Annotated in this window: 22 protein-coding genes; 8 read left to right on the forward strand and 14 right to left on the reverse strand. The window is 55.8% G+C overall.

Going from position 1 to position 26,988, the window contains the following annotated elements; genetic code table 11:
- Positions 1–8 precede the first annotated feature (8 nt).
- Genes GFH31_RS01385 through secA form a run of 4 tightly spaced genes read left to right on the forward strand, consistent with a single transcriptional unit; the run spans position 9 to position 5,400 of the window.
- Entirely contained in the window at positions 9–431 is a 423-nt protein-coding gene (locus GFH31_RS01385) for a SufE family protein (protein ID WP_101573194.1), read from the forward strand.
- Between the two features lie 10 nt (positions 432–441).
- Positions 442–765: an iron-sulfur cluster assembly protein gene (locus GFH31_RS01390; protein WP_055206301.1), complete on the forward strand. Its 324-nt coding sequence runs from the start codon at positions 442–444 to the stop codon at positions 763–765.
- Between the two features lie 9 nt (positions 766–774).
- Positions 775–2,049: a DUF2851 family protein gene (locus tag GFH31_RS01395; RefSeq protein WP_153498409.1), complete on the forward strand. Its 1,275-nt coding sequence runs from the start codon at positions 775–777 to the stop codon at positions 2,047–2,049.
- 54 nt (positions 2,050–2,103) lie between these two features.
- Positions 2,104–5,400: a preprotein translocase subunit SecA gene (gene secA, locus GFH31_RS01400; protein WP_055206305.1), complete on the forward strand. Its 3,297-nt coding sequence runs from the start codon at positions 2,104–2,106 to the stop codon at positions 5,398–5,400.
- 135 nt (positions 5,401–5,535) lie between these two features.
- On the opposite strand, the gene thrC is transcribed toward secA, so the two are convergent.
- From thrC to thrA, 6 genes are read right to left on the reverse strand one after another with little or no spacing between them, the layout of a single operon-like run.
- On the reverse strand, positions 5,536–6,837 hold the full coding sequence (gene thrC, locus GFH31_RS01405; RefSeq protein WP_153498408.1) for a threonine synthase: 1,302 nt from the start codon (positions 6,835–6,837) through the stop codon (positions 5,536–5,538).
- A 43-nt stretch (positions 6,838–6,880) separates the two neighbouring features.
- A complete protein-coding gene (locus GFH31_RS01410) occupies positions 6,881–8,092 on the reverse strand; it encodes a cofactor-independent phosphoglycerate mutase (RefSeq protein WP_101573200.1) in 1,212 nt (403 codons plus the stop codon).
- 23 nt (positions 8,093–8,115) lie between these two features.
- Positions 8,116–9,363, reverse strand: a complete 1,248-nt coding sequence (locus tag GFH31_RS01415) for an alpha/beta hydrolase family protein (RefSeq protein ID WP_055206311.1) — start codon at positions 9,361–9,363, stop codon at positions 8,116–8,118.
- Between the two features lie 26 nt (positions 9,364–9,389).
- Positions 9,390–10,238, reverse strand: a complete 849-nt coding sequence (rhaD, locus tag GFH31_RS01420; RefSeq protein ID WP_153498407.1) for a rhamnulose-1-phosphate aldolase — start codon at positions 10,236–10,238, stop codon at positions 9,390–9,392.
- Positions 10,239–10,254: 16 nt separating this feature from the next.
- Entirely contained in the window at positions 10,255–11,550 is a 1,296-nt protein-coding gene (locus GFH31_RS01425) for a hypothetical protein (RefSeq protein ID WP_118656866.1), read from the reverse strand.
- A gap of 12 nt (positions 11,551–11,562) precedes the next feature.
- The gene (thrA, locus tag GFH31_RS01430) at positions 11,563–13,998 is read right to left on the reverse strand and encodes a bifunctional aspartate kinase/homoserine dehydrogenase I (protein ID WP_153498417.1); all 2,436 of its coding nucleotides are present in this window, start codon (positions 13,996–13,998) and stop codon (positions 11,563–11,565) included.
- A gap of 406 nt (positions 13,999–14,404) precedes the next feature.
- On the opposite strand from thrA, the gene GFH31_RS01435 reads away from it, so the two are divergent.
- The gene (locus GFH31_RS01435) at positions 14,405–14,842 is read left to right on the forward strand and encodes a DUF5606 domain-containing protein (RefSeq protein WP_101573208.1); all 438 of its coding nucleotides are present in this window, start codon (positions 14,405–14,407) and stop codon (positions 14,840–14,842) included.
- Between the two features lie 71 nt (positions 14,843–14,913).
- Here the strand turns inward: GFH31_RS01435 and GFH31_RS01440 are convergent, their stop codons facing one another.
- The 5 genes from GFH31_RS01440 to GFH31_RS01460 form a co-directional block, all read right to left on the reverse strand.
- Entirely contained in the window at positions 14,914–16,149 is a 1,236-nt protein-coding gene (locus GFH31_RS01440) for a cellulase family glycosylhydrolase (RefSeq protein ID WP_153498406.1), read from the reverse strand.
- A gap of 135 nt (positions 16,150–16,284) precedes the next feature.
- Complete coding sequence (locus GFH31_RS01445) at positions 16,285–17,382, reverse strand: DUF4861 family protein (protein ID WP_172970814.1); 1,098 nt, start codon at positions 17,380–17,382, stop codon at positions 16,285–16,287.
- A gap of 13 nt (positions 17,383–17,395) precedes the next feature.
- The gene (locus GFH31_RS01450; RefSeq protein WP_101573215.1) at positions 17,396–18,190 is read right to left on the reverse strand and encodes a gluconate 5-dehydrogenase; all 795 of its coding nucleotides are present in this window, start codon (positions 18,188–18,190) and stop codon (positions 17,396–17,398) included.
- 7 nt (positions 18,191–18,197) lie between these two features.
- A complete protein-coding gene (kduI, locus tag GFH31_RS01455; RefSeq protein WP_055206364.1) occupies positions 18,198–19,034 on the reverse strand; it encodes a 5-dehydro-4-deoxy-D-glucuronate isomerase in 837 nt (278 codons plus the stop codon).
- 24 nt (positions 19,035–19,058) lie between these two features.
- Entirely contained in the window at positions 19,059–20,129 is a 1,071-nt protein-coding gene (locus GFH31_RS01460) for a LacI family DNA-binding transcriptional regulator (protein WP_228385776.1), read from the reverse strand.
- Between the two features lie 180 nt (positions 20,130–20,309).
- Here GFH31_RS01460 and GFH31_RS01465 point away from each other — a divergent pair, with 180 nt between their 5' ends.
- From GFH31_RS01465 to GFH31_RS01475, 3 genes are all read left to right on the forward strand, one after another.
- On the forward strand, positions 20,310–21,539 hold the full coding sequence (locus GFH31_RS01465; protein WP_153498405.1) for a glycoside hydrolase family 88 protein: 1,230 nt from the start codon (positions 20,310–20,312) through the stop codon (positions 21,537–21,539).
- A 149-nt stretch (positions 21,540–21,688) separates the two neighbouring features.
- On the forward strand, positions 21,689–22,120 hold the full coding sequence (locus tag GFH31_RS01470) for a hypothetical protein (protein WP_101573219.1): 432 nt from the start codon (positions 21,689–21,691) through the stop codon (positions 22,118–22,120).
- Between the two features lie 18 nt (positions 22,121–22,138).
- Positions 22,139–23,995 (forward strand): heparinase II/III family protein, encoded by a 1,857-nt coding sequence (locus tag GFH31_RS01475; protein WP_101573221.1) that lies wholly within the window; start codon positions 22,139–22,141, stop codon positions 23,993–23,995.
- A 59-nt stretch (positions 23,996–24,054) separates the two neighbouring features.
- On the opposite strand, the gene GFH31_RS01480 is transcribed toward GFH31_RS01475, so the two are convergent.
- Genes GFH31_RS01480 through GFH31_RS01490 form a run of 3 tightly spaced genes read right to left on the reverse strand, consistent with a single transcriptional unit; the run spans position 24,055 to position 26,905 of the window.
- Entirely contained in the window at positions 24,055–24,507 is a 453-nt protein-coding gene (locus GFH31_RS01480; RefSeq protein ID WP_101573223.1) for a GNAT family N-acetyltransferase, read from the reverse strand.
- Positions 24,508–24,525: 18 nt separating this feature from the next.
- Positions 24,526–24,849: a cupin domain-containing protein gene (locus GFH31_RS01485; protein ID WP_101573225.1), complete on the reverse strand. Its 324-nt coding sequence runs from the start codon at positions 24,847–24,849 to the stop codon at positions 24,526–24,528.
- Positions 24,850–24,862: 13 nt separating this feature from the next.
- Entirely contained in the window at positions 24,863–26,905 is a 2,043-nt protein-coding gene (locus GFH31_RS01490; protein WP_153498404.1) for an alpha-amylase family glycosyl hydrolase, read from the reverse strand.
- Between the last annotated feature and the right edge of the window lie 83 nt (positions 26,906–26,988).

A 26,988-nucleotide genomic window follows, 5' to 3' on the forward strand; every position in this document is an offset into this window, starting at 1 on the left:
TTGAAGAGATGACGATTAACGAAATGCAGGACGAGATCGTCGAAGAGTTTTCCGTATTCGACGAGTGGCTCGACAAATACGAGTACCTGATCGAACTGAGCCGGGAGCTGCCGGCGATCGACGAGAAGCACCGGGTCGAACAGTATCTGATAAAAGGATGTCAATCCAGGGTGTGGGTCGACGCCGAGTTGAAGGACGACGGACGGATCTATTTCACCGCCGACAGCGACGCGATTATTACCAAAGGGATCATCGCGCTGCTGATCCGGGTGATGAACGGCCGGACGCCGGATGAGATCATCGACGCGGATCTTTATTTCATCGACCGGATCGGGTTGCGCGAGAACCTGTCCCCTACCCGGGCGAACGGGTTGCTGGCGATGATAAAGCAGATGAAACTGTACGCGCTGGCGTACAAAAGCAAAATGTAAGTCAACCGTTATGACGACACCTCAGGATATCATGCGGATGGAACAGGATATCGTTCTGACGCTGAAAAATATTTACGATCCGGAAATCCCGGTCAACATTTACGACTTGGGGCTGGTTTACGAAATCGACGTCGAGCCGGACGGAACGGCTAATATCCGAATGACGCTGACGGCTCCGAACTGTCCGATGGCGGATCAGTTGCTCGAAGAGGTCAATGAAAATGTCGCCAAAGTGGAAGGAATCACTTCCGTCAACGTCATTCTGACGTTCGATCCGCCTTGGGATCGCAGCATGATGTCGGAAGAAACCCTGCTCGATCTGGGCTTAATGTAAACCGGCGTTATGGCATCGTCCGCAGGCAAAATCGAAGAACTGATCCGATTGGTCTGGTGCAGGCAGCTCTACACCGGCGTCGGGGGGCCTACGTTCGGCGTCATCGGGCACGGCAGGGCCAATCCCGACGAAGGGATGGAGTTGCTGGACGTTCGGTTCGAATTGGACGGAACGGTTTATCGTGGTCCCGCAGCGATCCATGAATACGCTTCGGACTGGTATAAGCATGCCCATCACGAAGACCCCGGTTACGATCACTGCGTGTTGAACCTGGTCGTTCACGACGACGCAGTTATCTGTCGCGCCGACGGTTCGGTGATTCCCAACGCGGCGATCGTTTTCCCGCGGGAACTGGCCGAATGCTACGAACGGTTGCTTGGCGAAAGCGGTTCATACAGGTGCGGCGCCTTGTTGGCCGGAATGCCGGAGGTAAAGCGGTACAACCTGCTTACGGAATTGACCTGCGAGCGTCTCGAGCGTAAATACGACGAGTTTCTGCAACGTTACCGGCAGGCGGATAACAACTGGAACGAAGCGTTTTACGTTTCGCTGTTCAGGGCGGTCGGGGCCGGGTCCAACCGCGAATCCTATGAGCGACTGGCGCGAACGGTATCTTTTACGCAAATCTGTCGGGTGCGGGAGTCCGTCGCGTCGGCCGAAGCCCTGTTGTTGGGTGCGGCCGGATTGCTGGAGGCGGAGCCTTCGGACGACTATTCCGATAAACTGCGATACGAATTCAAACATCTGAGCCGGCGTTTCGGGATCGTTCCGATGCACCGCAACGCATGGAACCTCCGCTCGGGACGTCCCGATCAGAAACCGGTGTTGCGTATTGCCGAACTGGCCGCGCTGCTGGTTTCCGGCGAGTTTTTTTTCTCCCGTTTGGTCAATTGCAAAACGCAGCGCGACATCCGGCAGGTCTTTTCGGCCTCCGCTTCGGAATACTGGACGACTCATTACTGTTTCGGGCAGCCTTCGGGACGCAGTGTGAAACGGTTCGGCGATATGATGCTGGATAACCTCGGTATCAATCTGGTCGTCCCGATGATTTTCGCATACGGCAAAATCACCGGAAACGAAGAGCTGAAAGAGAGGGCGATCGGGATTCTGGAGGAGATCCGCGCAGAAAACCATATCCGGATCGTCAGGGAGTGGAAAACGCACGGCGTCGCCGCCGACAACGCTTTTTTCTCGCAGGGGTTGCTCGAACTGACCCGGGAATATTGCGAGAAAAAACGTTGCGCGTACTGTAATATCGGGAGAATCGTGCTGTGTTCTCAATAAAAAACATTAAATTTACGCGTTATTTTTCAACGTCTTAATCAATAAGAAAGGAATATGAGTGTAGTAACCGGATTAATTAAATTGTTTTTCGGAACGAAGAGCGAGAAAGACCGCAAGGCGATTCAACCCTATGTAGACAAGATCAAAGCGATATATCCGTCCATCGAACAACTTACCGTCGATGAATTGCGAGCGAGAAGCGCCGGCCTGAAAGCCGCCATCGCCGAATATATCAGCGCAGAGGAACAGCAGATCGCCGAACTGAAAGTGCAGCTTGAGAACCTGGACACCTCTTTGGACGACAAGGAGCGCATCTCGAAACAGATCGATACGCTGACCGAAGAGATCGACCGCAAGATCGAGGAGAAACTCGACGAAATCATGCCGGAGGCTTTCTCCATTATGAAGGAGACCGCCCGCCGGTTCAAAGAGAACGAGGAGATCGTCGTGACGGCGACCGATTTCGACCGGGAGCTGGCCGCCGCCGGCAAGGATTTCATCCGGATCGACGGCGACAAGGCCGTTTACAGCAATTCGTGGGTAGCCGGAGGGAACAAGATCGTGTGGGATATGGTGCATTACGATTGCCAGCTTTTCGGCGGCGTCGTGCTGCATAAAGGAAATATCGCCGAAATGGCGACCGGCGAAGGTAAGACGCTGGTGGCGACGCTGCCCGTGTTCTTGAACGCGCTGGCCGGGAAGGGCGTGCACGTGGTGACCGTCAACGATTACCTGGCGCGCCGCGACTCCGAATGGATGGGGCCGCTGTATCAGTTCCACGGATTGTCGGTGGATTGCATCGACCGACATCAGCCCAATTCGAAAGCGCGCCGCAAGGCTTATATGTCCGATATTACGTTCGGGACGAACAACGAGTTCGGTTTCGACTACCTGCGCGACAACATGGCGTTCTCGCCGGACGACCTGGTGCAGCGCAAGCACCACTATGCGATCGTCGATGAGGTCGACTCGGTGTTGATCGACGATGCGCGGACGCCGCTGATCATTTCTGGGCCGGTTCCCAAAGGAGACGACCAGATGTTCGAGCAATACCGCGGGGCGGTCGAGAACCTGTTCAATCTGCAACGGAATCAGGTGACTCAGCTCGTCGCCGATGCGAAGAAGCTGATTGCGGAGGGTAAAACCGAAGAAGGGGGTATTCTGCTTTACCGGGCCCATAAAGCGCTGCCGAAGTACAAGCCGCTGATCAAATACCTCAGCGAACACGGTATCAAGGCGCTGATGCAGAAGACTGAAAATATTTACATGCAGGATAATAACCGGCGTATGCCGGAAATCGTCGACGACCTGTTTTTCGTGATCGACGAAAAACTCAATTCGGTCGAGCTGCAGGATAAGGGGCAGGAAGTGCTGTCGAAAAGCGTCAACGAGGAGAAATTTTTCGTGCTGCCCGATATGGGTTCCATCGTCGCCGACATCGAGAAAAGCGATATGAGCCCCGAAGAAAAGGCGGCGAAAAAGGACGAGGTGCTGAACGACTATGCGATCCGTTCGGAACGTCTTCATACGGTCAGTCAGTTGTTGAAGGCTTACAGCATGTTCGAAAAGGATGTCGAATACGTGGTGATCGACAACAAGGTGAAGATCGTCGACGAACAGACGGGGCGTATCATGGAAGGCCGCCGTTATTCGGACGGGCTGCACCAAGCTATCGAAGCGAAAGAGCGCGTGAAGGTCGAAGCTGCCACGCAGACGTTCGCGACCGTTACGTTGCAGAATTATTTCCGTATGTACCACAAGTTGGCCGGTATGACCGGTACGGCCGAAACCGAAGCCAGCGAACTCTGGAATATCTACAAGCTGGATGTCATCGTCATTCCGACCAACCGTCCGGTGATCCGCGACGACAAGGACGACGTAATCTATAAAACCAAGCGGGAGAAATATGCCGCCGTTATCGAAGAGATAGCCAAATTGGTCGAGGCCGGACGTCCGGTGCTGGTAGGCACTACTTCGGTCGAGATTTCCGAGTTGCTGAGCCGTATGCTGAAACTGCGCGGGATCAAGCACAATGTTCTAAATGCCAAGCAGCACCAGCTTGAGGCGCAGGTTGTGGCCGAAGCCGGACGCAAAGGACAGGTGACCATCGCCACCAACATGGCCGGTCGCGGTACCGACATCAAGCTGACCGACGAAGTGAAGGCCGCCGGCGGTCTGGCAATCATCGGTACCGAACGGCACGAGTCACGCCGGGTCGACCGTCAGTTGCGCGGACGTGCCGGACGTCAGGGAGACCCCGGTTCGTCGCTGTTCTTCGTATCGCTGGAAGATAACCTGATGCGGCTGTTCGGTTCGGAACGGATCGCCGGACTGATGGACAGAATGGGATTGAAGGAAGGCGAAGTGATCCAAGCCGGTATGATGTCGCGGGCGATCGAACGCGCGCAACGTAAGGTAGAGGAGAACAACTTCGGTATCCGTAAGCACCTGCTCGAATACGACGATGTGATGAACGCCCAGCGCGAAGTGATTTATACCCGCCGCCGCCATGCCGTTTACGGCGAGCGGATCGAGGTCGATCTGAACAACATCATGGTCGATTTCGCCGAAAGTTTCGTCGAGACGTACGGCGACGGCGAATACGAGGACTTCAAGTTCGAGATGATCCGCCAGGTGGCCGTGCAGCCTTCGTTCAACGAGAACGAGTTCGAAGAGGCCAAGAAAAAGCGCGAGGTGTTGGCCGGTATGGTCGTTAAGGATTTCCAGGACGCCTATGCCCGTCGCATGGCGAGCATTGCGGCGACTACCTATCCGGTTATCAAAAACGTGTACGAAAAGAACGCCGCTCAGTACGAGAATATCTACGTTCCGGTGTCCGATGGACGTCGTGTGTTCAATGTGCCGGTAGACCTTAAAAAAGCTTATGACAGCGAAGGCAAGGAGGTATTCAAGCATTTCAGCAAGGTGATCATGCTGGTCATCATCGACGAAGACTGGAAAGAGCACCTACGCGAAATGGACGATCTGCGCCAGAGCGTCCGGAATGCTTCGTACGAGCAGAAAGACCCGTTGTTGATCTACAAGTTCGAGTCTTACAACTTGTTCAGCAAGATGCTGGAAAAAGGGAATCGCGAAATTCTTTCGACGTTGTTCAAAGCTTTCGTTCCCGTCAAGGAAAATCCGGACGTGACCAAGCAGCAAATGCCGCAGCCCAAAACGGATCTGTCTCAGTTGCAGACCTCGCGGAACGAGGCGGCCGCAGCCGCCGGTTCCAGGGAGAAAAGCAAGCCTGCTCCCGTGCATGTCGAGAAGAAGGTGGGACGAAACGATCCGTGCCCCTGCGGCAGCGGGAAGAAATACAAACACTGCCACGGCAAGATGGAAGCCTAAGCGCGCTTCCTTATTACGAACAGAGACGATCCCCTTTGGGGTCGTCTCTGCTTTTATATGGCCGAATCGGGAAGTTTTCCCGCAAAACGGGCGGCACTTTACAAAAGGGGCCGCCCGTTTTCGAAGTATGTTTCGTTATTGCCTGTCCGATAAAAATCGTTTGAACGTATCGAAGTCGGACGGAAGTCTTACCGATAGTTTCTGCCCTTTCATGAATTCGGCCAGCCGCTGCGGAACGGCAACAGGCTGCCCGATGATCGGCTCTACCGTATCTTTGAATTTGGCCGGATGCGCCGTTTCGAGGAAGACGCCCGTTTCGCCCGCTTGCAGTCCCTCTTTCAATGCCTGATAACCGCAGGCTCCGTGCGGGTCGAGCAGGTATCCGGTTCGTTTCAGCGTGTCGGCCAGGATCGAACGGATCCGGTCGTCGCTGTACCGTGCGCCGCTGATGTCGGCCCGGATCGCGTCGATCGACTGGCCGTACAGATCCAGCACGCGCACGAAATTACTCGGATCGCCCACGTCCATCGCATTGGCCAGCGTAGCGACCGACGGCCGCGGCGTGTAAACGCCCGTAATCAGGTATTGCAGGAAAATGTCGTTGCTGTTGTTGGCCGCGATGAAACGTTTTACCGGCAATCCCATCCGTTTGGCGAACAGGCCGGCCGTGATGTTGCCGAAATTACCGCTCGGAACGCTGACTACGATCTCCCCGTTCTCCCCTGCCCTGCGCATCTGCGCGTAAGCGTTGAAGTAGTAGAATGCCTGCGGCAGGAAGCGGGCTACGTTGATCGAATTGGCCGAAGTCAGCCGGAAACGTTCGTTCAGTTCCCGATCGAGGAAAGCGCTTTTGACCAGCCGTTGGCAGTCGTCGAACGTGCCGTCGATCTCAAGGGCCGTAATGTTCCGGCCGAGCGTCGTAAACTGTTTTTCCTGGATCTCGCTGACCTTGCCTTTCGGGTAGAGCACCACGACGTCGATGCCCTCCACGCCGAGGAAACCGTTGGCCACGGCGCTGCCGGTATCGCCCGACGTGGCGACCAGCACGCTCACCCGACCGTTGTCGCGACCGATAAAGTGGGACAGCATTCGGGCCATGAAACGGGCTCCGACGTCTTTGAATGCCAGAGTCGGCCCGTGAAACAGTTCGAGCGAATAAATTCCAGGTTCGACCCGGACGACCGGCGTTTCGAAACTCAACGTATCGCAGACGATCTTTCGCAGCGTTTCATGCTCGATGTCGTCTCCGAAAAACGCCTCCGCTACACGGCAGGCGATCTCGTGGAACGACATGGATGCGATTCCATCGTAAAACGAACGGGGCAGTTTTTCAATTTGTTCGGGCATGTAGAGTCCCTTGTCGGGAGCCAGGCCTCGGACGACCGCTTCGCCGAGCGTAACTTCCGGCGCCGTATGGTTCGTGCTGTAATATTTCATCGTTTTTTTGCTTTTACCGACGGCCCGCTGGCCGCTTTTCGTACTATTTTCTTAAAATGAATCGTTCCATGAACTGATCGCCCGAAAGGTCGCCATAGCTGCCTTTCCGGGCTGCGAATTCGTCGAACGCCTGCACCTCGTCGCCCGGTTCGTTCGTCCGGTAGATCGTGAACGGGATCGGTTTCGACGTGTGGGTGCGGAGCGCGCACGGAGTCGGGTGATCCGGCAGGATGGCGATCGAAACCGGCTCGTCCCAGGTCGAAACGGCGTCGAGGATCGGTTTGACGATGCGCCGGTCGAGGTATTCGATCGTTTTCATCTTCAGCGCGACATCGCCCTCGTGCCCCGCTTCGTCGCTGGCTTCGATGTGCAAAAATACGAAATCGTGCGTGCGGAGCGCTTCGATGGCAGCCTGCGCTTTCCCCTCGTAATTCGTATTGTAAAGCCCCGTAGCGCCTTCGACATCGATCGATTCGAGGCCGGCATAGACGCCGATTCCTTTAATCAGGTCTACCGCCGAAATCACTACGCCGCTGCCGATTCCGTAACGCTGCATCAGCGTCTGCATCTGCGGGCGATAGCCCGGCGACCATGGCCAGATGCTGTTCGCCGGATCTTTTCCGGCCGCTTTGCGGGCCAGGTTGACCGGATGGTTTTCCAGCAATGTCATCGAACGTTCGATCAGTTCGTTCAACTGCCGAGCGGTCGGCTCTCCGTCGGTGTCGGCGGCCCTGACCAAAACGTCTTTGTAAGGAGTGCCCGGCACGTCGTGCGGAGGCGTCGTAACGATGCGTTTGCTTCCTCCCTTGATTTTCAGCAGGTGCCGATATGAAACTCCCGGAAAGAAGTTGACGTCCTCGCCGCCGAGTTCTTTTTGCAGGAAGGCGATCAGTTCGGCGGCTTCCGCATTCGAGATGTGTCCGGCCGAATGGTTTTTGATTTTTCCGTCCTCGATCGTAATCAGGTTGCAGCGCATGGCCATCTCCCCGTCTTCGATCTTGACTCCCATACTGGCGGCTTCCAGCGAGCCGCGTCCCTCGAAAACTTTCGGAACGTCGTAGCCGAGTACCGACAAATTGGCGATTTCGCTGCCCGGAGCGAATCCGGCAGGAACCGTAGCGAGCATTCCGCTGCGACCGTGCGCCGCCACCCAATCGATGGCCGGTTTGGAAACCGCTTGCAGCGGAGTTTTGTTTTCCAGGGCTTCGATCGGCTCGTCGGCCATGCCGTCGCCCAAGACAATGATGTATTTCATATGTCGTATTTTAAAATTTCAAATCATTCGGGGCTAATGAACTCCGTCGAAACGGACATCAACCGGACGTCTTTCAGCGTTACGAATCCGAACCGGAACCCTTCCTGCGGCAGCGGTGCCGTGAAAGTCCCCTTTTCGCGGTTCAACGTCCCCCCGACCGTGTGCCATACCCGGTGCGCGTTGTCCGACAGCGTATCGTTCGTATAGTAAAACTCGGCCGAATAGGGAAATATGCCTGTGCGGAACGAAACCCGCAGACTGTCGTCCAGGCTTACGTCCGTTATCCGGATCGGCGGATATCCGTCGCCGACCGCGCTTTCGAAAAAACACCGGATTTCGGCCGGTTCCCACCCTTCGTAATGTCCGTGCCGCATACCGGGACGGATGCAAACTTCGCGGAAATGTTGCGGAATCAGGCGGCAGCTTTTCTGGTACTGGGGCACATCGAAAGCGGTATCGGTGTTTCCGTTGACCATCAGCATCGGGATGCCGACGTACGGGAGATACACGGACGGGTCCAGATCGCGCATCCACCGTGCTTTTCCGTCGGCCGACAGTTTGCTCATGCCGTAGTCGAAGAATTTCAGTTCGTCCATGTATCCGCATCCGTACACCGGCGCCGCGGCTTTGAAGCGGTTATCGAGCGCGGCGACGATACAGGTCAGGTAACCGCCCCAACTGATGCCCGTCAGGCACGTCTTGTCCGCGTCCACCTGTTTCATGGAAAGTAGCAGCGAGTGCGCCAGAATTGCGGACGAGACGGCGTGATAAGTCCACGAACGTTTCATGTCTCCGTTTTCTGCCTGCATGAATACGGCTTCGTCGTCGCCGAGATTCGGCCCTCCGTCGGGCAGCGGCCGGATCTCCGGCCCGTTGCCGCACAGATCGATCGCAATGGCGGCATACCCTTCGGCCGCCCATTTTTCGACCCATTGTCGGAAAGCCCATCCGGCGCCTCCGTGAAGCAGTACGACGCCCGCATACTTCTTTTTCCCGTGCGGGCGGTTCGCTAGTAAATCGGGGTCGGAGTAATAAGCGAAAACCCGGGTCGGTTTGCCCTGATAATCGACGCTGCGCAACAGCAACGAACGCACCCCGTCGCCGGGCGCATCGTCCAGCCACTCGACTTGCGGAACCCGACTCAACAGGGCGAGGTCCCACAGCCGGTTAACCTCGCCCACCGGTTCGTTGTCGATAACAGGAACCGTTTTTCCCCCCGCAAGGCCCGTGCTCAAGCACCCCAGCAGCAATATGGTAAAAAACGCTTTCATGTCGGCTCGTCGTTTTCGTGATCGTTTTAATCCCGGCGTATCATTAACGCCGACGTATCGGCATCGATGCAATCGGGGGCGGGAGTTACATGGAAATTGGCGGCGATCCGGCACACCACATCCGTAGACGGCGCGCAGCGCATACCGCCGGCGGCCATTGCCTTCAGGTAGATACCCGCCGCCTTGTCGGCCATGTGGATCAGGCCGAACGCCGCGTCCAGGTTGCGTCCCCGGGCGAATACCCCGTGATGCTGCCACATGGCCATCGACCGTTTGCGGAAGGCTGCGGCCGTAGCGTCGGCGATTTCGTCGCCGCCGGCCATCATCCACGGGATGAATTCGATGCCCTGCGGAAATCCGACGACGCACTCCACATGCGACTGCCAAAGCAGTTTGCTGAGCAACGGGGTCGTCAGCTCATGCAGGTAAGTGAGCGCGATCAGGTTCGGCGTGTGAGTATGGATCACGACGTGATCCGCTCCCTCCGAGACCTCTTTGGCTACGCTGTGCGATTTCAAGTGGGCTGGCAGTTCGCTGGTGGGCCGTCCTTCCGGTTCGAATCCCCACAGTACCCGGTAGTTCTCCCCCTTGGAATCCATTTCGATCACGCCCAGGTTTTTTTCGGGAGCGATGCTGATATTCCTCAAAAAACGGGTAGTCCCCGAAAACATGAATTTTTCGCCGGCCAGGTTCGGCAGCGAAACGCGCGCCGGGGTCCAGTCCGATTTGACCGCGAGTGGTAGGCCCGCCATCTTGTCGGGTTCCAGACGCTGACTGATATTGCCGCCGTTGGCTTCGCACCAGCCCAGAAACCACATGTCGGAACTGGTTTTTATCACTTCCTTTATGAATATCAGATCATTCGTCGTCTTCATATCATTCTTCGTATTTCTATTTATTCAGTACTGCGGAAACCGGTTTGCCCGTTTCGTCGAACTTCGGTATTTTCCAGTATCCGTATCCGATGTGCCGGGGCGTATGCCCGATCGAATTTCCTTTGATGGCGTCGTAAACCAGCAGTAGGGTTTCGTCGTCGACCCTGAGCACCGAAGGGAAACCGATCGCTCCGGTCGCCCATCCGTCTTTGGTGCACTTCGCATCCACGACTACGGCACTGTTGCGGTCATCCCAGTGATCGACGTCTTTCGTCCAGTACACGACGTTGCAATCGGTCGCGTTGTACTGCTGGTTGAATTGGTTGGTGAACAGAAAATGGTAACCCGAAACGGGGTCGAAATAGTAATTCGCATTTTCGGGGGCCGTCTTGTTCTGACGGTCGTTGGGAATCCTTTCCCAGCTCGCCGGCACGCCGGCGAATCCGCCCGGGATCTCGATCAGGGGTCCCAGTATCGGCTTGTCGACCCGCCATCCTTGCGGATTCGGATCGCCGTCCCAATCCTGCACCGCTTCGAGGTCGTTCGAACGGACAATCGCAATGTTGGCCCCGCAGGTCGCGAACATCATGTATTTCAGGTTGACCGTATCTTTTTTGCCCTGCCATTTCGGGTTTACGATCACGGGGCCCGGAACGGTGATCCCCTGCGGGAAAGAGCCGTTAGTGCCTTTGTAGAAAAGCACCGATTTCTCTTTCCCCGGTTCCCTGTTGATTTGTTTCCATTCGCCTTCGATTCCTTTCGGGCCTTTGGTTTCGGCTTTCGCCAGACAACTCGAATAATAGACGGCCGGCGTCCCTACGTCGTCCCCGATCGGGGCGGCTCCGTCCGCCCCCAGGTAGTAGGCGTACCAATACTTCGTGTCCCGGTCGTAATAGAGCCATGCGCTCGATGCGCTCCAAAAGTCCTTGTAGCCCTTTTCGGCGCCTTGCGGATCGTCGTCGACGCCGCATTTGAGTTTCGGCCCCAGCCGTTCCCAGTTTTTCAGATCCTTGCTTTTGGCCAGGTGGGTACGCCACAGGTGATTCTCCGCATCCGTATCGCCCGGCTGATGTCCCTCGTGCGTAGCGGCCCCATCGTAAAACAGGTAATAGGTGTCCCCGACCTTGTAGATATTGGGTTCGCGCATACCCCGACCGTCCGATTCGTAATACCGCTCGCCGGGCTCGCTCGGCGAAATAAGGATTCCCCGGTCGTCGATAGGCATCCGGTAAGTGGCCACCGCATGCTGCCCGAACGAAACGCCCGGCATCAGCGCCCATACGAATAAAAGAAAACGGAAATTACTCATCATCTGTTGCTCTGTTTACCGGATATTCGCAATGCTGATAATGTCCGCGAAGACGCCTGCGGCAGTCACTCCGGCTCCGGCTCCGTATCCTTTGATCTGCATCGGATACTCCTTATAGCGTTCGGTTGTCAGCAGGATTACGTTGTTGCTGCCGGCCAGGTGGTAGAACGGGCTTTCGCTGTCTACCTCGCGCAATCCCACTTCGGTCTTGCCGTTTTCCATCGTGGCGATGAAACGCCAGCGCTTACCGCTCGCTTCGAGCTTTTTGCGGCGCTGTTCGAATTCGGCGTCGATCTCGGGAATTTTACGCCAGAAATCCTCGACCGATCCTTCGAAATATTTTTCGGGGATGAACAGGTGCTTTTTCACGTCGGCTTGTTCGACTCGGTACCCGGCTTCGCGGGAGAGAATCACCAGTTTGCGGATTACGTCCATGCCGCTCAGGTCGATCCGCGGGTCGGGTTCGGCATAACCGGCTTCCTGTGCCATTTTGATCGCTTTGCTCATCGGCACGGTCGCGCTCATCTCGTTGAAAATATAATTTAGCGTTCCGGAAACCACCGCTTCGATTTTCAGGATGCGGTCGCCGCTGTTGATCAGATCGCTGATCGTATTGATGATCGGCAGGCCCGCTCCGACATTCGTTTCGAATAGGAACTTGACTCCCCGTTTACGGGCAATCGATTTGAGTTCGTGGTAACGGTCGTATTCGGACGACGCCGCGGTCTTGTTGGCGGCCACGACCGAAACGTTGTGCTCCAGCAGATCCTTGTAGATATCCGCAACCTCGGCGCTGGCCGTGCAGTCCACGAAAACGGAGTTGAAAATATTCATCGACAGGATCGCATCCCGGAATGCCGCCGGCGTCGAGACGTTTTCCGAACGCCGGAGTTCGTCGCGATAGGTCTTCAGGTCGAGACCGTCGCGGTCGACGATATACCGTTTGGAGTTGGTCGCGCCGACCACCCGGATCTGCAAGGAATTTTCCTTCATCAGCTTGGCCTGCTGCAGGCGGATCTGTTCCAGCAAGTTGCTTCCGATCAGTCCCACTCCGGCGATAAAGATATTCAACACCTGGTAATCGGACAGGAAGAACGAATCGTGAAGCACGTTCAACGTCTTGCGCAAGCTGTCGAGCGACACCACGAACGAAATGTTGGTTTCCGAAGCCCCCTGCGCGCAGGCGATCACATTGATCCCGCTGCGGCCGAGCGTGCCGAACAGTTTTCCGGCGATACCCGGCGTGTGTTTCATATTTTCGCCGACGATCGCGATCGTGGCGAGATTCGGTTCTTTTTTGATCTTATTGATTTCCCCCAGCGCGATTTCCTGCGCGAACTCTTCAGTCAGCACTTCCATCGCGAGATCCGCGTCGTCGTTGCGCACGCCGATCGAGGTCGTATTTTCGGACGCCGCCTGCGAGACGAGGAATACGCTGATTCCCGATTTGGCGAGCGTTTTGAAAATCCGGTAGTTGACGCCGATAACGCCGACCATGCCCAAGCCCTGGATCGTGATCAGGCAGGTGTCGTTGATCGACGAAATCCCTTTGATCGCCCGGCTGGCATCCCCCGACGACTCCCGGGAAATGGCCGTGCCTTTCGAATCCAGGTTGAACGTATTGCGGATCACGATCGGAATATTTTTGTGGTAAGCCGGGAAGATCGTCGGCGGATAGATCACCTTCGCTCCGAAATTGCATAGCTCCATCGCTTCGACGTAACTCAGGTGCTCGATCACGTACGCATCGTTGATAACCTTCGGGTCGGCGGTCATAAAGCCGTCCACGTCCGTCCATATCTCCAGCGCGGACGCTTTCAGCGTCGATGCGAGGATGGCCGCCGTATAGTCCGATCCGCCTCGGCCGAGATTCGTCGCGTCGCCGTTGGCCAGGTCGGTTGCGATGAAACCGGGGACGATCGCCACGTGAGGCATCTTTTCGAAACGGCGTTCGATCAATTTTTCGGTGGATGCGAAATCGACCACATGGCGGTTGAACAGCGGTTTGGTTTTGATGAATTCCCGCGCGTCGTACCGAACCGAACCGGCAACCGCGCCGCATACGATCTCCGACGAAAGCCGTTCTCCGTAGCTGAGGATCATGTCGGTCGTTTTCGGGGAGAGATCCCGGATCAGGTAAACCCCTTTGAAAATATTCCTCAGTTCGTCCAGCAGTTCATCCAGCCGGTTTTGAACTCCCGGCCGGTTTTCGGGCAGCACGATCTTTTCGACGAGTTCGTTGTGGCGGGCGATCATGGCCGTACACTGGGGCATATAAGCTTCGTCGCCGGCAGCAGCCAGACGAGCCGTAAGCAACAGTTGATCCGTTATGCCTCCCAAGGCCGATACCACTACGATCACATCCTCGGAACAGGATTCCACGATTTTCTTTACTTGCGATAGCCCTTTTTCGGAACCGACCGAAGTCCCGCCAAATTTCAATACTTTCATCGGTTTATTTTTCATAAATTACGTTTAGTCTTTCGGCACCAACCGGACGATCCGCCTTTTTGCCGTTCGGCGAGCCTTCCGGCGCGGAAAATTTCTCCGCGCTTTTCAACCTGCAATAATAGGGAAAAAAACCGCAAAAACCTAATTTCGACACCGATCCGGGGGCATTTTATCGGTTTGTTTCGTGTGCCGAAGGCTCGTTTACTGGGGCTCCGGTTTGCAGCGACAGCTCCGCAACGAAACGGCGTTCCCCGGGAAAGCCTCGGGAGCCGTCGCTGCGAACCGGTATGCAAATTATAGCGAGCGGATGTTACCGGAATATTTAATTTGTGCGACATTTCCGAAAAGCAATGCATTTTCGGTTTTTTATTGTACTTTTGGAACCGCAAAACCAAAAACAAGTTTTATGAAGTTGAAAGATGTTCTGGCCATCTCGGGTCAGGGAGGATTGTTCAAGTTCGTGGCGCAGAGCCGCAACGGCATCATCGTCGAATCGCTGGCCGACGGAACGCGCACCTGCGCCCCGGCGACCGCAAGGGTCAGCTCGCTCGGAGAGATCGCTATTTTCACCGACGGGGAAGACATGCCGTTGGCCGAGGTTTTCCAAAAGATTTATGAGAAATGCGAAGGTAAGCAGACGATCGATCCCAAGTCTCCCGCCGAAGCGCTGAAAAAATATTTTGCCGAAGTGCTGCCCGAATACGATCGCAGCCGGGTTCATGTTTCCGACATGAAAAAAATGGCGACGTGGTATAACCTGCTGGTCGCTTCGGGAATGACCGAATTCAAAACCGGGAACGAAGAGTCTCAAGAAGAATCCGGCGAAAACGGCCAACAATCGTAACGCGGCACACCCGGATGTTATAAAACGAAAACGGATCTCGTCGAGATCCGTTTTCGTTTTTTGTCGAGTGTTCACTTCCCCGTTTCTCGGGCATATTTTTCGTTGTATTCCCGGATCAGGCCGAATAGGTACTGTCCCCGAGGCTCCGTCGCCGTGAAACTATGTTCGACATCTCCTCTCAACGCGAAATTCCACAGCAGGGTGAGTTGTATTCCCGCGTCCAGGAAAGCGTCGTAATACTTGCGGTAAGCCTCTTCGGACTGCAACACGCCTGCGAATTCGCCGACCACATATGCTTTGTTGAGCGTTCGTGCGGCATACATCGCTTCCCGGAGCTGCCGGTCGAGCGACACCTTTCCGCAGTCGGAAAATTTTCGGCCGGTTTCGTAAACGTGTTCGGTTACGGTATTGATCGGATACGGATTGAACAGGTTCGTAATCGCACGGTACTGTCCGGTATCGTCCGTATCCCAGGAGTTTTCGACGTACTGATGGTACTGGGAAGGCCTGAGGGTCGCGTTGCCCGACAGGATCATCCGCGAGTCGGGATCCTTCGCCCGGACGATATCGGCGAAAGTACGGAATGCGAAATGAATGTCGTCCCCTTTCGTCCAATTGGCGGGATCTTCCGTATCGAACCGCTCCTGCCAGTTCGGCAGGTCGGCCTGCAAATTCAGTTCGTTGCCGAATTCCCAACCGAAAATACTCTTGTATTCCCGCAGAGCCGTTACGACGTCCTCGGTGTACCGCATGAGGAAACCGACTGTCCGGCTACCTGCTTTTCCCCAGCAGCGGTAAGGTTCGCCGTAGTAGAGCGAAACGGCCGAGTAGTTCCAGAAAAAGCTCGGGATCAGGCCGATTTCGCACTGCTGGGCATAAGCGGCGACTTTGCGAAGCGCAGCCAGGTAGTCGTCCCGGTGATCCGTATAGGCGGGGAGTTCCTCGCTGTAAAAGACGCCGCAATTGAAACGGACGACGCCGACGCCCTGTTCTTTCAGTATATCCAGCGAAGCGTAGGCGTCGGTAAGGTCGATTCCGCCGTCTTTCAGGCAATACGAAAAAAGGCCGTAGCAGTTCACTCCGGTAGCATGGTATTCCCGGCCGGCCAGGCAAATGACCGCTTCCGAAACGGCATTTACGCCCGTTGCGGGCACATTTTTTACATAGAGTCCTTTGCGGACGCTTTCGTTGTTCCAGTAACGGGTTTGCAGGTCGGAAATACCGGCTCCCTTGTCGGACGGACGATTGCAGCCTGCGGTCGACAGTACGGACAGCAGCAGTAGGGCGGATCGAAAAAATCGTTTCATAAATTCGGGTTTGGATTGCACCGGCAAAAGTAATATCCCGGTCGGAAAATAAAAAATTTAACCCGTATTTTACCGGTAAAGGCCGGCGGTTCGCACCGTCGGCCTTTACGTTTTGTCCGGAATGATCCCGGTCGGTTACCGGATGTCGACGACCAGCGGAGCGGCGAGTCTGGCGGATTCGTTTTTCACCTCTTCGAACCACGCTTTCGCATCTTCCGTACCGGCTTTGCTCCAGCCTGCGCCGGTGTAATAGGTGAACGGTTCGTTCGCTTTTACGGACGTAAGCGCCAGCAAGTGACCGCAGTTCTCGACGCTCTGCGCGATGCCCTCGGGAAATACTACGCCGATGCCGGTATTTCCGTCGTTACCGGCCGCCGGTTCCCAATAGGCGATGCAATGTCCGTCCTGCATCCGTTCGCCTCCGTCCCGCAGTACGATGCCCGCTGCCGCTTCCATCGACCGGTCGTAGATCTCGGTCACCCGGTTGAAGCGGGTGTTGGCATCCAGCGAGATGATCCGCTTTTCGGTTACCGGCCGGTCGCCGACCCGGTACGGAGCGTAGGTCAGTTCGAACGTGATCCGGATCGGGCCGTTGTCCAGAATCCTGGATTCGACGAAATTGTTTCCGAGCCAGACCGTATCGTTCAGGTAAGGAGCCATCGCTCCGGCGCCGAGCGTCCGGCCTACTTTGTAGCAGTCGAGCCCTTCTCCGTGGTCGGTGTGGTAATCGCCGTTTTTATACCATTTATCCACGACCAGGTCGCGCGTGCGTTTTTGCCAGATGTCGATCCCGTTGCTGATCTCGCCGGTTGCCTGCAGGGCCGGACCGTACATACGGAAACCGATCAGGTTGTTTTCCCAGGCGAAATCGTCCATTCGTTCGGGCACCAGTCGCCCGAATACCTGCGGTGTCGGCGGAGCCGGACGACCTTTGCGGATCTGGTATTTTTCCGAAGCGTCGCCGATCAGAGATATCTGGAAAATCAGGCTCTGCGGCGTTTCTTCGCCGAGCGTCACGGCCTGGCACGGCAGCGTATCCCCGTCGGGCGTCAGTACCACGACTTCCTGCGGCGCGACGCCCGGCAGCGCGGATTCGACTTTTGCCCAGGGAATTTCCACCGTTTCGTAAATTCGTTCCAGACCGGTCGGATTCGTTACCTCGACGACCAATTCCCGCGTGCACGACGCCCATGTCAGCGCGCACGATGCGACAGCCAATAAAATCAGTTTCATATGCGATATCATTTTAGTTTTCATTGGCGGCCCGCCCCAGCGAAGCCAGGATACCGCCGTCGACATACAGAATGTGTCCATTTACAAAATCCGACGCCCGCGATGCGAGGAACACGGCCGCTCCGGCCAGGTCCTCCGGATCGCCCCAGCGCGATGCCGGGGTGCGGCTGACGATGAATTCGTTGAACGGATTACCGTTCACGCGGATCGGCGCCGTCTGTTCGGTCGCGAAATAGCCGGGGCCGATGCCGTTGACCTGGATGTTGTGTTTCGCCCATTCGGTTGCCAGATTTTTCGTCAGCATTTTCAATCCTCCTTTGGCCGCGGCGTAAGCCGTTACGCTGCTGCGCCCGACCTCGCTCATCATCGAACACATGTTGACGATCTTGCCGTGTCCGCGGCGGATCATTCCGGCGGCGACCGCCCGCGACATCAGAAAAGGCGACGTCAGGTCGGTCGCAATTACCTCGTTCCACTCCGGCAACGTCATTTCCAGCGCCGGAATCCGCTTGATAATCCCCGCATTGTTGACCAGGATATCGATCGGGCCCGCTTCCCGTTCGATCCGGGCGACACCTTCGGCGACGGCCTGCTCGTCGGTCACGTCGAACAAATAGCCTTTTGCGTCGATTCCTTTGTTCTCATATGTTTTCAGCGCCTTGTCGAGCCGGTCGGCCGAATGTCCGTTGACCGCCAGCGTAGCCCCGGCTCCTGCCAGCGCCGTCGCCACTGCCATGCCAAGACCGTGTGTGGCTCCGGTTACCAGCGCCACACGTCCTTCCAGGGAGAAAAGTTTTCGTATATCCATCGCTTCGTTATTTTAGATCGGTTACGGCGCAGGTGTCCATATCCCCGTAATCGAGGTTTTCGCCGGCCATGCCCCAAATGAACGTATAGTTATGGGTCGCGCAGGCCGAATGGATCGACCAGGCCGGGGAGATCACCGCCTGGTGCTTCCGCATCCAGATGTGGCGGGTCTGTTGCGGCTGCCCCATAAAATGGCATACGGCCGCGTCCGCCGGAAGTTCGAAATAAAAATAGGCTTCCATGCGCCGGTTGTGCGTATGGGCCGGCATCGTGTTCCACACGCTGCCCGGTTCGAGTTCGGTCATTCCCATTTGCAACTGACAGGTCGGAAGCACCTGTTTGACAATCAGTTTATTGATCGTACGCGCGTTCGAATCTTCGAGCGAGCCCATTTTGGCGACGACCGCGTCGGACTTGGTTACTTTCCGATCGGGATAGTTCCGGTGGGCCGGTGCGGAATTGATGTAGAACAGGGCCGGTGCGGAAGCGTCCGCAGAACGAAACGTTACCGTCCGGTCGCCGCTGCCGAGGTAGAGAGCCTCCTTGTAATTCAGTTCGAACGTGTTGTCGCCGGCTTGTACCGTGCCTTTTCCGCCGACGTTGATGATCCCGAGTTCACGGCGATGCAGGAAAAAGGGAGCTTTCAGCGGGTCGATCGGCGTCAGTTCGAGCGGTCGGCCGACTGGCATGATCCCTCCGACGATCAGTCGGTCGTAAGCCGAATAGACGAGCCGGATATCGTCCGGTTCGAACAGTTTTTCGATCAGGAATTCCCTGCGGAGCCTGTCGGTGTCGTACCCCTTCGCATCGTCCGGGTGTGCGGCATAGCGTTCTTCGTATTGCATATCGTTTTTCAAATAATAAATTTGTTATTCGGTTCTTTTCCGTTGCGAGGATTCGCGGACGATCAGTTTAGGGGGAATCACGATGTCCATGTAAGGCCCTCCGTCGAGTTTATCCAGCAGCATCTGCGCGGCGGCGCTTCCCATCCGGTAACCGAATTGTTCGACCGAAGTGAAACTGGGGGTGATCAGCTCGCAGAACGGTTCGTTGGCAAATCCGGCCAGCGCCATGTCGTCCGGGACGCGGAGTCCGTGTTCGCGCAGCGACCGGTAGGCCCCGAGAGCTGCATAATCGCCGGCGAAGAAGACGGCTTCGGGCAGCGTCTCCCCGGCGGCAAACAGTCGTTCCATCGCTTTATAGCCTCCTTCTTCGGTCGTCGCACCTTCGGCGATCCAGTCGGAGAGCGGTTCGATTCCGTGACGGCGCAGCGCGTCCTCGTAACCCGTCCTCCGGTTTTTCCAAATGCTGACGCGTTGCGATCCGGCATAGTGATAAATCCGGCGGTATCCCTGTCCGATCAAGTGCTCGACCGTATCGAAGGCCCCTTTGTAATCGTCCAGCAAAACGGTGCCCGCGTCCAGCCCGGGAGCGTAACGGTCGAAAAGCACCAGCGGCATACCGTAACGGGATAATGCCCGGTAATGCGTATAATCCCCGGCGCCCGATGCCAACGAGGCGATCACGCCGTCCACCTTGCCGTGCAGAAAACTGTTCAGTATCCGCACTTCCCGTTCCGGATCGTTCCGGGACTGGTAGATCATCACGTCGTATCCCCGCTGCGAAGCGGCTTCCTCGATGCCGTCGATCGCCACGGAGAAAAAATTTCGGCTGACCATCGGCACCACGACCCCGATCGTTCGGGTGCTGCCCCGCTGCAAGTTGACGGCGAATACATTGGGTTTGTAGCCCATTTCTTCGGCCGTTTTCCGGATCCGGTCGCGCATTTCGACGCTGATCGCGGGGTTATCCTGCAGCGCCCTCGATACCGTGGAAGTCGAAACCCCCAGCTTCCGCGCGATGTCGTAAATCGATATTTTTTTCGTCTTCATAAACGGTTTCTTCGCTTCTTTCGTGCAACCGATTGCAAATATAATCATTCCTTTTTACAGATCGTATCTTTCCCCGAATTTATTTGCGCTACACGCTTTGTTGTTACTATGCTTTCCCGATATTTCCCACCGGAACGGTTTGCTTTTCCGGAAAAAACGCTTTACATTTGTGCAAACGGTTGCATTGGCGGCCGAACAGTTGTAAAACCGAAAATCTGACCTGAAACTATGAAAAAGAACAAATGGGTGCCGCTGCTCGGCATCGCGGCTCTGCTGTCGGTGAATGGCGCATGCTGCAAAAGCAAATCGCCGCGAATCGATGTGAAAAAATATACGGAATCGGCGGCGCGGCAAACGGCCGGACTGTATGACAAACTGATGGCTACCGGCGAACGCAAATCCCCGCAAAATTTCCAGAACGGGGTGAACCGTTACTGCGCTTATGAAGGGTGGATCAGCGGTTTCTTCCCCGGTTCGCTGTGGTTTCTGTACGAGCTGACCGGTGATCCGCAGTGGAAAACGCGCGCGTCGGAACAGACCGAACGACTCGAACGGATCAAAAACCTGACTTCGGATCACGACATCGGATTCCGAATGGGATGCAGTTACGGCAACGGTTACCGAATCACCGGCGATCCGGCATACCGGGACGTGCTGATTCAGTCGGCGCGTTCGCTGGCGACGCGGTTTCAACCCGAGGCCGGCGTGATTATGTCGTGGAACCCGAACAAACGCTGGAAATGCCCGGTTATCATCGATAACATGATGAATCTCGAACTGCTGTTCAACGCTGCGATTTACAGCGGCGATTCGAGTTTTTATAAAATTGCGGTGTCGCATGCCGATAAAACGCTCGAAAACCACTACCGCGCCGACCACAGCTCTTTTCACGTCGTCGACTACGATCCGCAGACGGGAGCCGTGCGGATGAAAAATACGGCGCAGGGATATGCCGACGGTTCGGCCTGGGCGCGCGGACAGGCATGGGGACTATACGGATTCGTGATCTGCTACCGGTTCACCGGAGACGAACGTTATTTACAGCAGGCAGAAGCGATTGCCGACTTTATTCTGAATCATCCGCGCCTGCCGGAAGACATGATCCCCTATTGGGATTTCGACGCTCCGAACATTCCGGACGAACCGCGCGACGCTTCGGCCGGAGCCATCGCCGCTTCGGCTCTGTACGAACTCGCTTTGTACAGCGACCCGAAGTATGCCGACGCGGCCGACCGGATGCTGGCTTCGCTCTCATCGGACAGTTATACGGCCCCTGTCGGGGAAAACGGAAATTTTATCCTGATGCATTCGGTGGGTAGCAAACCGGCAAATTCGGAGGTAGATGTTCCGATCGTTTATGCTGATTATTATTATCTTGAAGCGATTTACCGACACCGGCAGTTCAAGAAGTTGAAAAAGCATTTATGGGACGGGCGCCTACCTGCTTTGGGGAAATAATTGACATTTGTAAATGTTTAGGGACAGGTTTTCCGCCTACGGAAGATTCGGTTCCGGTACACAAACAACAGGAATTAATGAATAAAAAATCTCGATGGCTGGCGTGGTTCGTCGCGATCGCAGCGACCGCCGGCCTGTGATCGGATACCATGAAATACGACGGTAACAATCAACTTTTTATTGCCCGGTTCGAAGGCGGCGTTTGGAAACGGATGCGACTGATCCGCTGGAATTGCCGTTGGCACATTCAGGGCTGGGATTCCAGGCCGACCGAACTGGGCATCGGCACCCCGAAGGTTGCCGAAGACAGAAAAATCGCTTTCGGATACGATCATATCCGGGAAAGGAAAAGCCGGGTGCTGATCGACGGGAAAAGCCTGCAGCCGGTCGGAACCCGGGAGGTTTCGGATCGGGTTTCGGCGCAACTTCGTGCCGTCGCGTCTTCGTTCCCGGGTATGCGGGTACATACGCTTCTGCGCGACAATCACCTATTGCGCTGGGAGACGTCGCCGACAAACAACGACCGCAAGCCTGCGGCGATTCCGCTGCCTTCGGAGTTGGTGCTCTATAAAATTCGTTAAAATTCAAAATCGTCCAAAATGAATGCGAAAGGTATCGTACTTGTAGTCGTAATTTCTTTCTTTGCAACGTTATCCGGCGCCGATAATAAAGTTTCGATAGATATCGGGAAACTTCCTCCGCATCCGCGCATTCTGTTATGCAAAGGGGCCGAGAAAGCTTTGAAAAAACAAGCGAAACTGCCGGTATGGAACGGGTTGTACGAATCCATTTTGCAGGCATGCGATACGATGCTCGGGCTTCCCGTCAACGAACGGGTCGTCGTGGGACGGCGTTTGCTGGCAACCTCCCGTGAAAACCTGCGGCGCATCCTTTTCCTCGGATTTGCCTACCGGATGACCGGTGAAAAGAGGTATTCCGACCGGGCCGAGGCCGAAATGCTGAAAGCGGCTTCATTCTCGGACTGGAATCCGTCCCACTTTCTGGATGTGGCCGAAATGACCGCCGCCCTGGCGATCGGTTACGACTGGCTCTATCCGAAACTGTCCGAAACATCGCGGCGAACGATCCGTACCGCAATTCTCGAAAAGGGACTGAAACCTTCGTTCGGGAAAGAGCACGACGCGATCCTGAACGCGCCGACCAATTGGAATCAGGTGTGCCATTGCGGCATGGCTTACGGGGCGCTGGCGGTCGCCGAGACGGAACCCGACCTGGCCCGGCGGACGATCGAACGCGCTGTCGAAAAAGTACGTATCCCGATGCGCCATTACGCGCCGGACGGGGCTTATCCGGAAGGATACGCTTACTGGGAATACGGAACTTCTTTCAATGTATTGCTCATCAGCGCTATGGAGAATGCTTTCGGGACGGACTTCGGGTTGTGCGATGCTCCCGGTTTTCTGGAGTCCGGGAAATTCATGCTGCACATGGTCACTCCGCAGTTGCGTTCGTTCTGTTATTCCGATTGCAGCACCGACGCAGGATTGCTCCCGGCTCTGTTTTGGTTTTACCGAAAAACGGGAGACGCATCGATTCTTTGCAATCAGGGCTGGTTATTACAGGCGGACAGCCGCAAAAATCACCTGCAAGACCGGCTGCTCCCGTTGCTGTTCGTCTGGGGGCAGGGAGCGTCGCTCGACAAACCGACCGTGCCGGAAACCCTATATTGGAAAGGCGGCGGCGATAATCCCGTTTTCTTAATGCGTTCCGGCTGGAACGATCCGGACGCTCTGTATGTGGGGGTTAAAATGGGAACGCCGGGAGCCAGTCATGCCCACATGGATGTCGGCAGTTTTATTTTCGAGGCCGACGGGGTGCGCTGGGCGATCGATATGGGCGGAGAGGATTACGACCGGCTCGAAAAACGCGGGGTGGATCTGTGGAACGGAGCGCAAGGGTCGCAGCGATGGGAAGTTTTTAGATATAATAATAAAGCGCATAATACGCTTACGTTTAATGATAAACCGCAGTCGATTAAAGGAAAAGTGCAGATAAAGGATTGGCGCGATTCGGCTCGGCTCCGTTACGTTGCGATGGATCTGACTCCGGTTTACGAAGGTCAGGTGCGGTATGCGGAGCGGGCCGTAGCGATGGTGGACGACTCTTATGCGGTTATCGAAGACCGAGTGGAGCCGGGACTCTATTATACCCGGATGCGCTGGACGCTCGTCACGGAAGCCACGCCCCGGATTTTGTCGGACAGCGTTCTGTTGCTGGAAAAGGAGGGGAAGCGGTGCTACGTGCGGATCGCTTCGCAGACGCCCGTCCGGTGGATAATCCGCCCGGCCGTTTCGGAAAATACTTACGATTCTCCGAATCCGGGCGTTACGATCGTCGCATTCGATACGGATCTGACATTGCGGCAAGCACAGCGGATATGCGTGTTTCTGATGCCCGGCGAAATGAAGGAGACGGCATATACTTCTGTCTTATAGTTTACTGAAAATAAGCATTGTATCCAATCTGAACGAATCCGATACGTTAGGCGGCGCAACTACATTCCGGAATGCGGCAATTCCAGATGCAGGATCGGATAGGGTCTGCCGGAACCGTCGGTTTCGCTACGGGAAACGTATCGGAATCCCAGGCGGGCGTAAAAACCCGCCGCCTGTTCGTTTTGCTCGTTGACGTCCACACGGGTAACGTGCAGGCGGTCGATTGCATATTCTACCAAATGCCGACCCAGGCCCATCTCCCGGAAGGCGGGATCGACGAACAGCATTTCGATTTTACGTTCGGATACCCCCATGAAAGCCACGATCGCGCCGTCGTTCCCGCGCAAGCCGTACAGTTCGACGCTTTTCAGGTATTCGTTCCGGATCAGCGGTTTCAGGTAGCGGATATACGCCTCGTCCAAAAAGTGATGCGTAGCGCGCACCGATGCTTCCCAGAGTGCTGTCAAGGCGTCGAAATCGGTGGCGGCGGGACGAAAAAATGTCGGATCCATCGGAAGATGCGGTTTGGATTATTCGACTGAAATGCCGATCATTACGGTCGTTTGATCGGTATGATTCCAGACGGCGTGCGCAATGCAGCCCGGTACCCGACACGATTCGGTTGGATTCAGAATCCGTTCGGAATCGCCCAATCGGATGCGGACTTGACCGCTGGTTACGATAAACAGATGGTCGTGCCGATGAGTATGCATTTCAACGGGGCCTCCGCCGCCCGGTTCGAGGTAAGCGATCGCGGCGTCGATTATTTTCCCTTCCCTGCCGAACAGTTTTTTCGCCCGGAAAAGAAGGTGGTCGGCAGGAGTGATAAAATCTTTTAAATCATTGAAATCCATCAGTTCGATTCATTTAACGATTCATTCTGGTCAGCACGAGGGCCGACCGGCACAGGTTGTAGATGCGGATGTATGGCCGCGTACTGCCGTCGCTGTCGGTCTGCGAAAAACTGAACGCTTTCACAGCCGGGTCGATCCGGCCGTAACCGCCGAATTCGGGAGCGTCGGAAGTCAGTACGATCCGGTAACGGCCCGGTTCCGGAACCGGGATCGCATAGTCGGGAATACTGTTCCGAGGGTGCCAGTTGAATACGAAAACCGTTGTCCCGTGACTGAATGCGAGTGTTTGGTTCGCCGTATCCATTAGGTGGTTATAAGCGTACCCGCTGCCGAGGATGTCGTATTTCCGCACCAGTTTCAGCATGGCCCGGTCGAAAGCGCCCAAGTAACTGTAACGCAGAAATCCGTTCTCGGCAAGACTCCACAGACGCCGCGCGTGAGCATAGCTCCAGCCGTTCCCTTCACGCGGGAAATCGATCCATTCGGGATGTCCGAATTCGTTGCCCATAAAATTCAAATAGGCCTGTCCCGCCAGCGAGATCGTAAAAAGCCGGATCATCTTGTGCAGCGCCATGCCGCGGTCGATCACGACGTTCTGTGCGGCGCGGTTCATATCGGTGTACATCTGCTTGTTCATCAGCCGGAACGCAATGGTCTGGTCGCCGACCAATGCCTGGTCGTGCGACTCGCAGTAGGCCACCGTTTTGACATAAGGCAGCCGGTCGGTCATCATGTTCCACATCTGCCAGATGTCCCACTGTTCGTCAGGCACTTCTTTCAGCAGTTTGATCCAGAAGTCGGGCACGGCCATGCCGAGCCGGTAGTCGAACCCTACCCCGCCCTCTTCGGCCGCGGCGCACATGCCGGGCATACCGCTGACGTCCTCGGCAATCGTGACGGCGTGCGGATACAGGTCGTGGATCAACCGGTTGGCCAGCGTCAGGTAACATAGCGCCTCTTCGTTGACCTCCGGGCTGAAATATTTCTCGCGGCTGTCGAACTCCGTATAACCGTGGTGATAATAGATCATCGACGTGACCCCGTCGAAACGGAACCCGTCGAAATGAAACTCCGTCAGCCAGTATTTGATGTTGGAGAGCAGGAAATGACGCACTTGCTCCTTGCCGTAATCGAACAGCTTCGAATCCCAGTACGGATGATCGCCGGCTTTGCCGGCCGGCGAATAGAGGTGATCCGTGCCGTCGAGCTCGTTTAGCCCTTCGTTGATATTTTTCACGTAATGCGAATGTACCAGATCCATAATCACCGCCAACCCCATCGTATGCGCCTTGCGCACCAGGGCTTTCAGTTCTTCCGGAGTGCCGAAGCGCGACGACGGGGCGAAAAAATTGCTGACATGGTATCCGAAACTGCCGTAATAGGGGTGTTCGGCGACCGCCATCAATTGAATCGTGTTGTAGCCCGCTTTTTTGATATGCGGCAGGATCGTTTTGATAAATTCGCAGTATGTGCCGACTCCTTCCTTTTCCTGGGCCATCCCGACATGGCACTCGTAAATCAGCAGACTGCCTACGGAGGCGATATCGAACGAATCGCCGCGCCAGTCGAACGGCTCGGCGGGAGCCCATAATTGCCCCGTGTAATCTTTGGTATGTTCGTCCTGCACGACCCGCCGGATGTACGACGGAATGCGTTCGAGCCAGCCGTTGTCGCCATGCACCAGCATTTTGACCTTCGAACCGTGTACCAGGCGTTCCCCATAGGTCTCGTCCGGCAAAAAGACGCTCCACACGCCGCAGCCATCCTTTTTCAGCGGTAACTGCGTGCGCTGCCAGCCGTTGAAGTCGCCGAACAGGTACACATCCTTCGCGCCGGGCAGCCATTCGCGGAACCACCAGCCCCGCAGCGCGTCGTCATACTGAAATCCGAAATAAAAATAGCCGTTGGCATACTCGGTCAGCGAACCGCATTCCTTCCCGATGGCGGACAGCCGCTCCCGGTAACGGTCGTAACGCCGCAGCATATCCTCCGCATTGGGCTCAAGCCACGGATCCTTTTTCACGATCGGTAATTGCACTATGGTTTCAGTCTTCATAATTACGGTCTGTTTCCACGTTAAAGTTAATCAAAATCCGACGAAGGGCAAATCAAACGAAAAATTTGCCCTATCTTTGCGTA

Origin of the sequence: Alistipes sp. dk3624, assembly GCF_009557455.1 — a bacterium.
Lineage (GTDB): Bacteria > Bacteroidota > Bacteroidia > Bacteroidales > Rikenellaceae > Alistipes_A > Alistipes_A hominis.

Coding starts and splice junctions, on each gene's coding strand:
- GFH31_RS01385 (WP_101573194.1), top strand. CDS start 9: ATGACGATTAACGAAATGCAGGACGAGATCGTCGAAGAGTTTTCCGTA.
- GFH31_RS01390 (WP_055206301.1), top strand. CDS start 442: ATGACGACACCTCAGGATATCATGCGGATGGAACAGGATATCGTTCTG.
- GFH31_RS01395 (WP_153498409.1), top strand. CDS start 775: ATGGCATCGTCCGCAGGCAAAATCGAAGAACTGATCCGATTGGTCTGG.
- secA (WP_055206305.1), top strand. CDS start 2,104: ATGAGTGTAGTAACCGGATTAATTAAATTGTTTTTCGGAACGAAGAGC.
- thrC (WP_153498408.1), bottom strand. CDS start 6,837: ATGAAATATTACAGCACGAACCATACGGCGCCGGAAGTTACGCTCGGC.
- GFH31_RS01410 (WP_101573200.1), bottom strand. CDS start 8,092: ATGAAATACATCATTGTCTTGGGCGACGGCATGGCCGACGAGCCGATC.
- GFH31_RS01415 (WP_055206311.1), bottom strand. CDS start 9,363: ATGAAAGCGTTTTTTACCATATTGCTGCTGGGGTGCTTGAGCACGGGC.
- rhaD (WP_153498407.1), bottom strand. CDS start 10,238: ATGAAGACGACGAATGATCTGATATTCATAAAGGAAGTGATAAAAACC.
- GFH31_RS01425 (WP_118656866.1), bottom strand. CDS start 11,550: ATGATGAGTAATTTCCGTTTTCTTTTATTCGTATGGGCGCTGATGCCG.
- thrA (WP_153498417.1), bottom strand. CDS start 13,998: ATGAAAGTATTGAAATTTGGCGGGACTTCGGTCGGTTCCGAAAAAGGG.
- GFH31_RS01435 (WP_101573208.1), top strand. CDS start 14,405: ATGAAGTTGAAAGATGTTCTGGCCATCTCGGGTCAGGGAGGATTGTTC.
- GFH31_RS01440 (WP_153498406.1), bottom strand. CDS start 16,149: ATGAAACGATTTTTTCGATCCGCCCTACTGCTGCTGTCCGTACTGTCG.
- GFH31_RS01445 (WP_172970814.1), bottom strand. CDS start 17,382: ATGAAACTGATTTTATTGGCTGTCGCATCGTGCGCGCTGACATGGGCG.
- GFH31_RS01450 (WP_101573215.1), bottom strand. CDS start 18,190: ATGGATATACGAAAACTTTTCTCCCTGGAAGGACGTGTGGCGCTGGTA.
- kduI (WP_055206364.1), bottom strand. CDS start 19,034: ATGCAATACGAAGAACGCTATGCCGCACACCCGGACGATGCGAAGGGG.
- GFH31_RS01460 (WP_228385776.1), bottom strand. CDS start 20,129: ATGATTATATTTGCAATCGGTTGCACGAAAGAAGCGAAGAAACCGTTT.
- GFH31_RS01465 (WP_153498405.1), top strand. CDS start 20,310: ATGAAAAAGAACAAATGGGTGCCGCTGCTCGGCATCGCGGCTCTGCTG.
- GFH31_RS01470 (WP_101573219.1), top strand. CDS start 21,689: ATGAAATACGACGGTAACAATCAACTTTTTATTGCCCGGTTCGAAGGC.
- GFH31_RS01475 (WP_101573221.1), top strand. CDS start 22,139: ATGAATGCGAAAGGTATCGTACTTGTAGTCGTAATTTCTTTCTTTGCA.
- GFH31_RS01480 (WP_101573223.1), bottom strand. CDS start 24,507: ATGGATCCGACATTTTTTCGTCCCGCCGCCACCGATTTCGACGCCTTG.
- GFH31_RS01485 (WP_101573225.1), bottom strand. CDS start 24,849: ATGGATTTCAATGATTTAAAAGATTTTATCACTCCTGCCGACCACCTT.
- GFH31_RS01490 (WP_153498404.1), bottom strand. CDS start 26,905: ATGAAGACTGAAACCATAGTGCAATTACCGATCGTGAAAAAGGATCCG.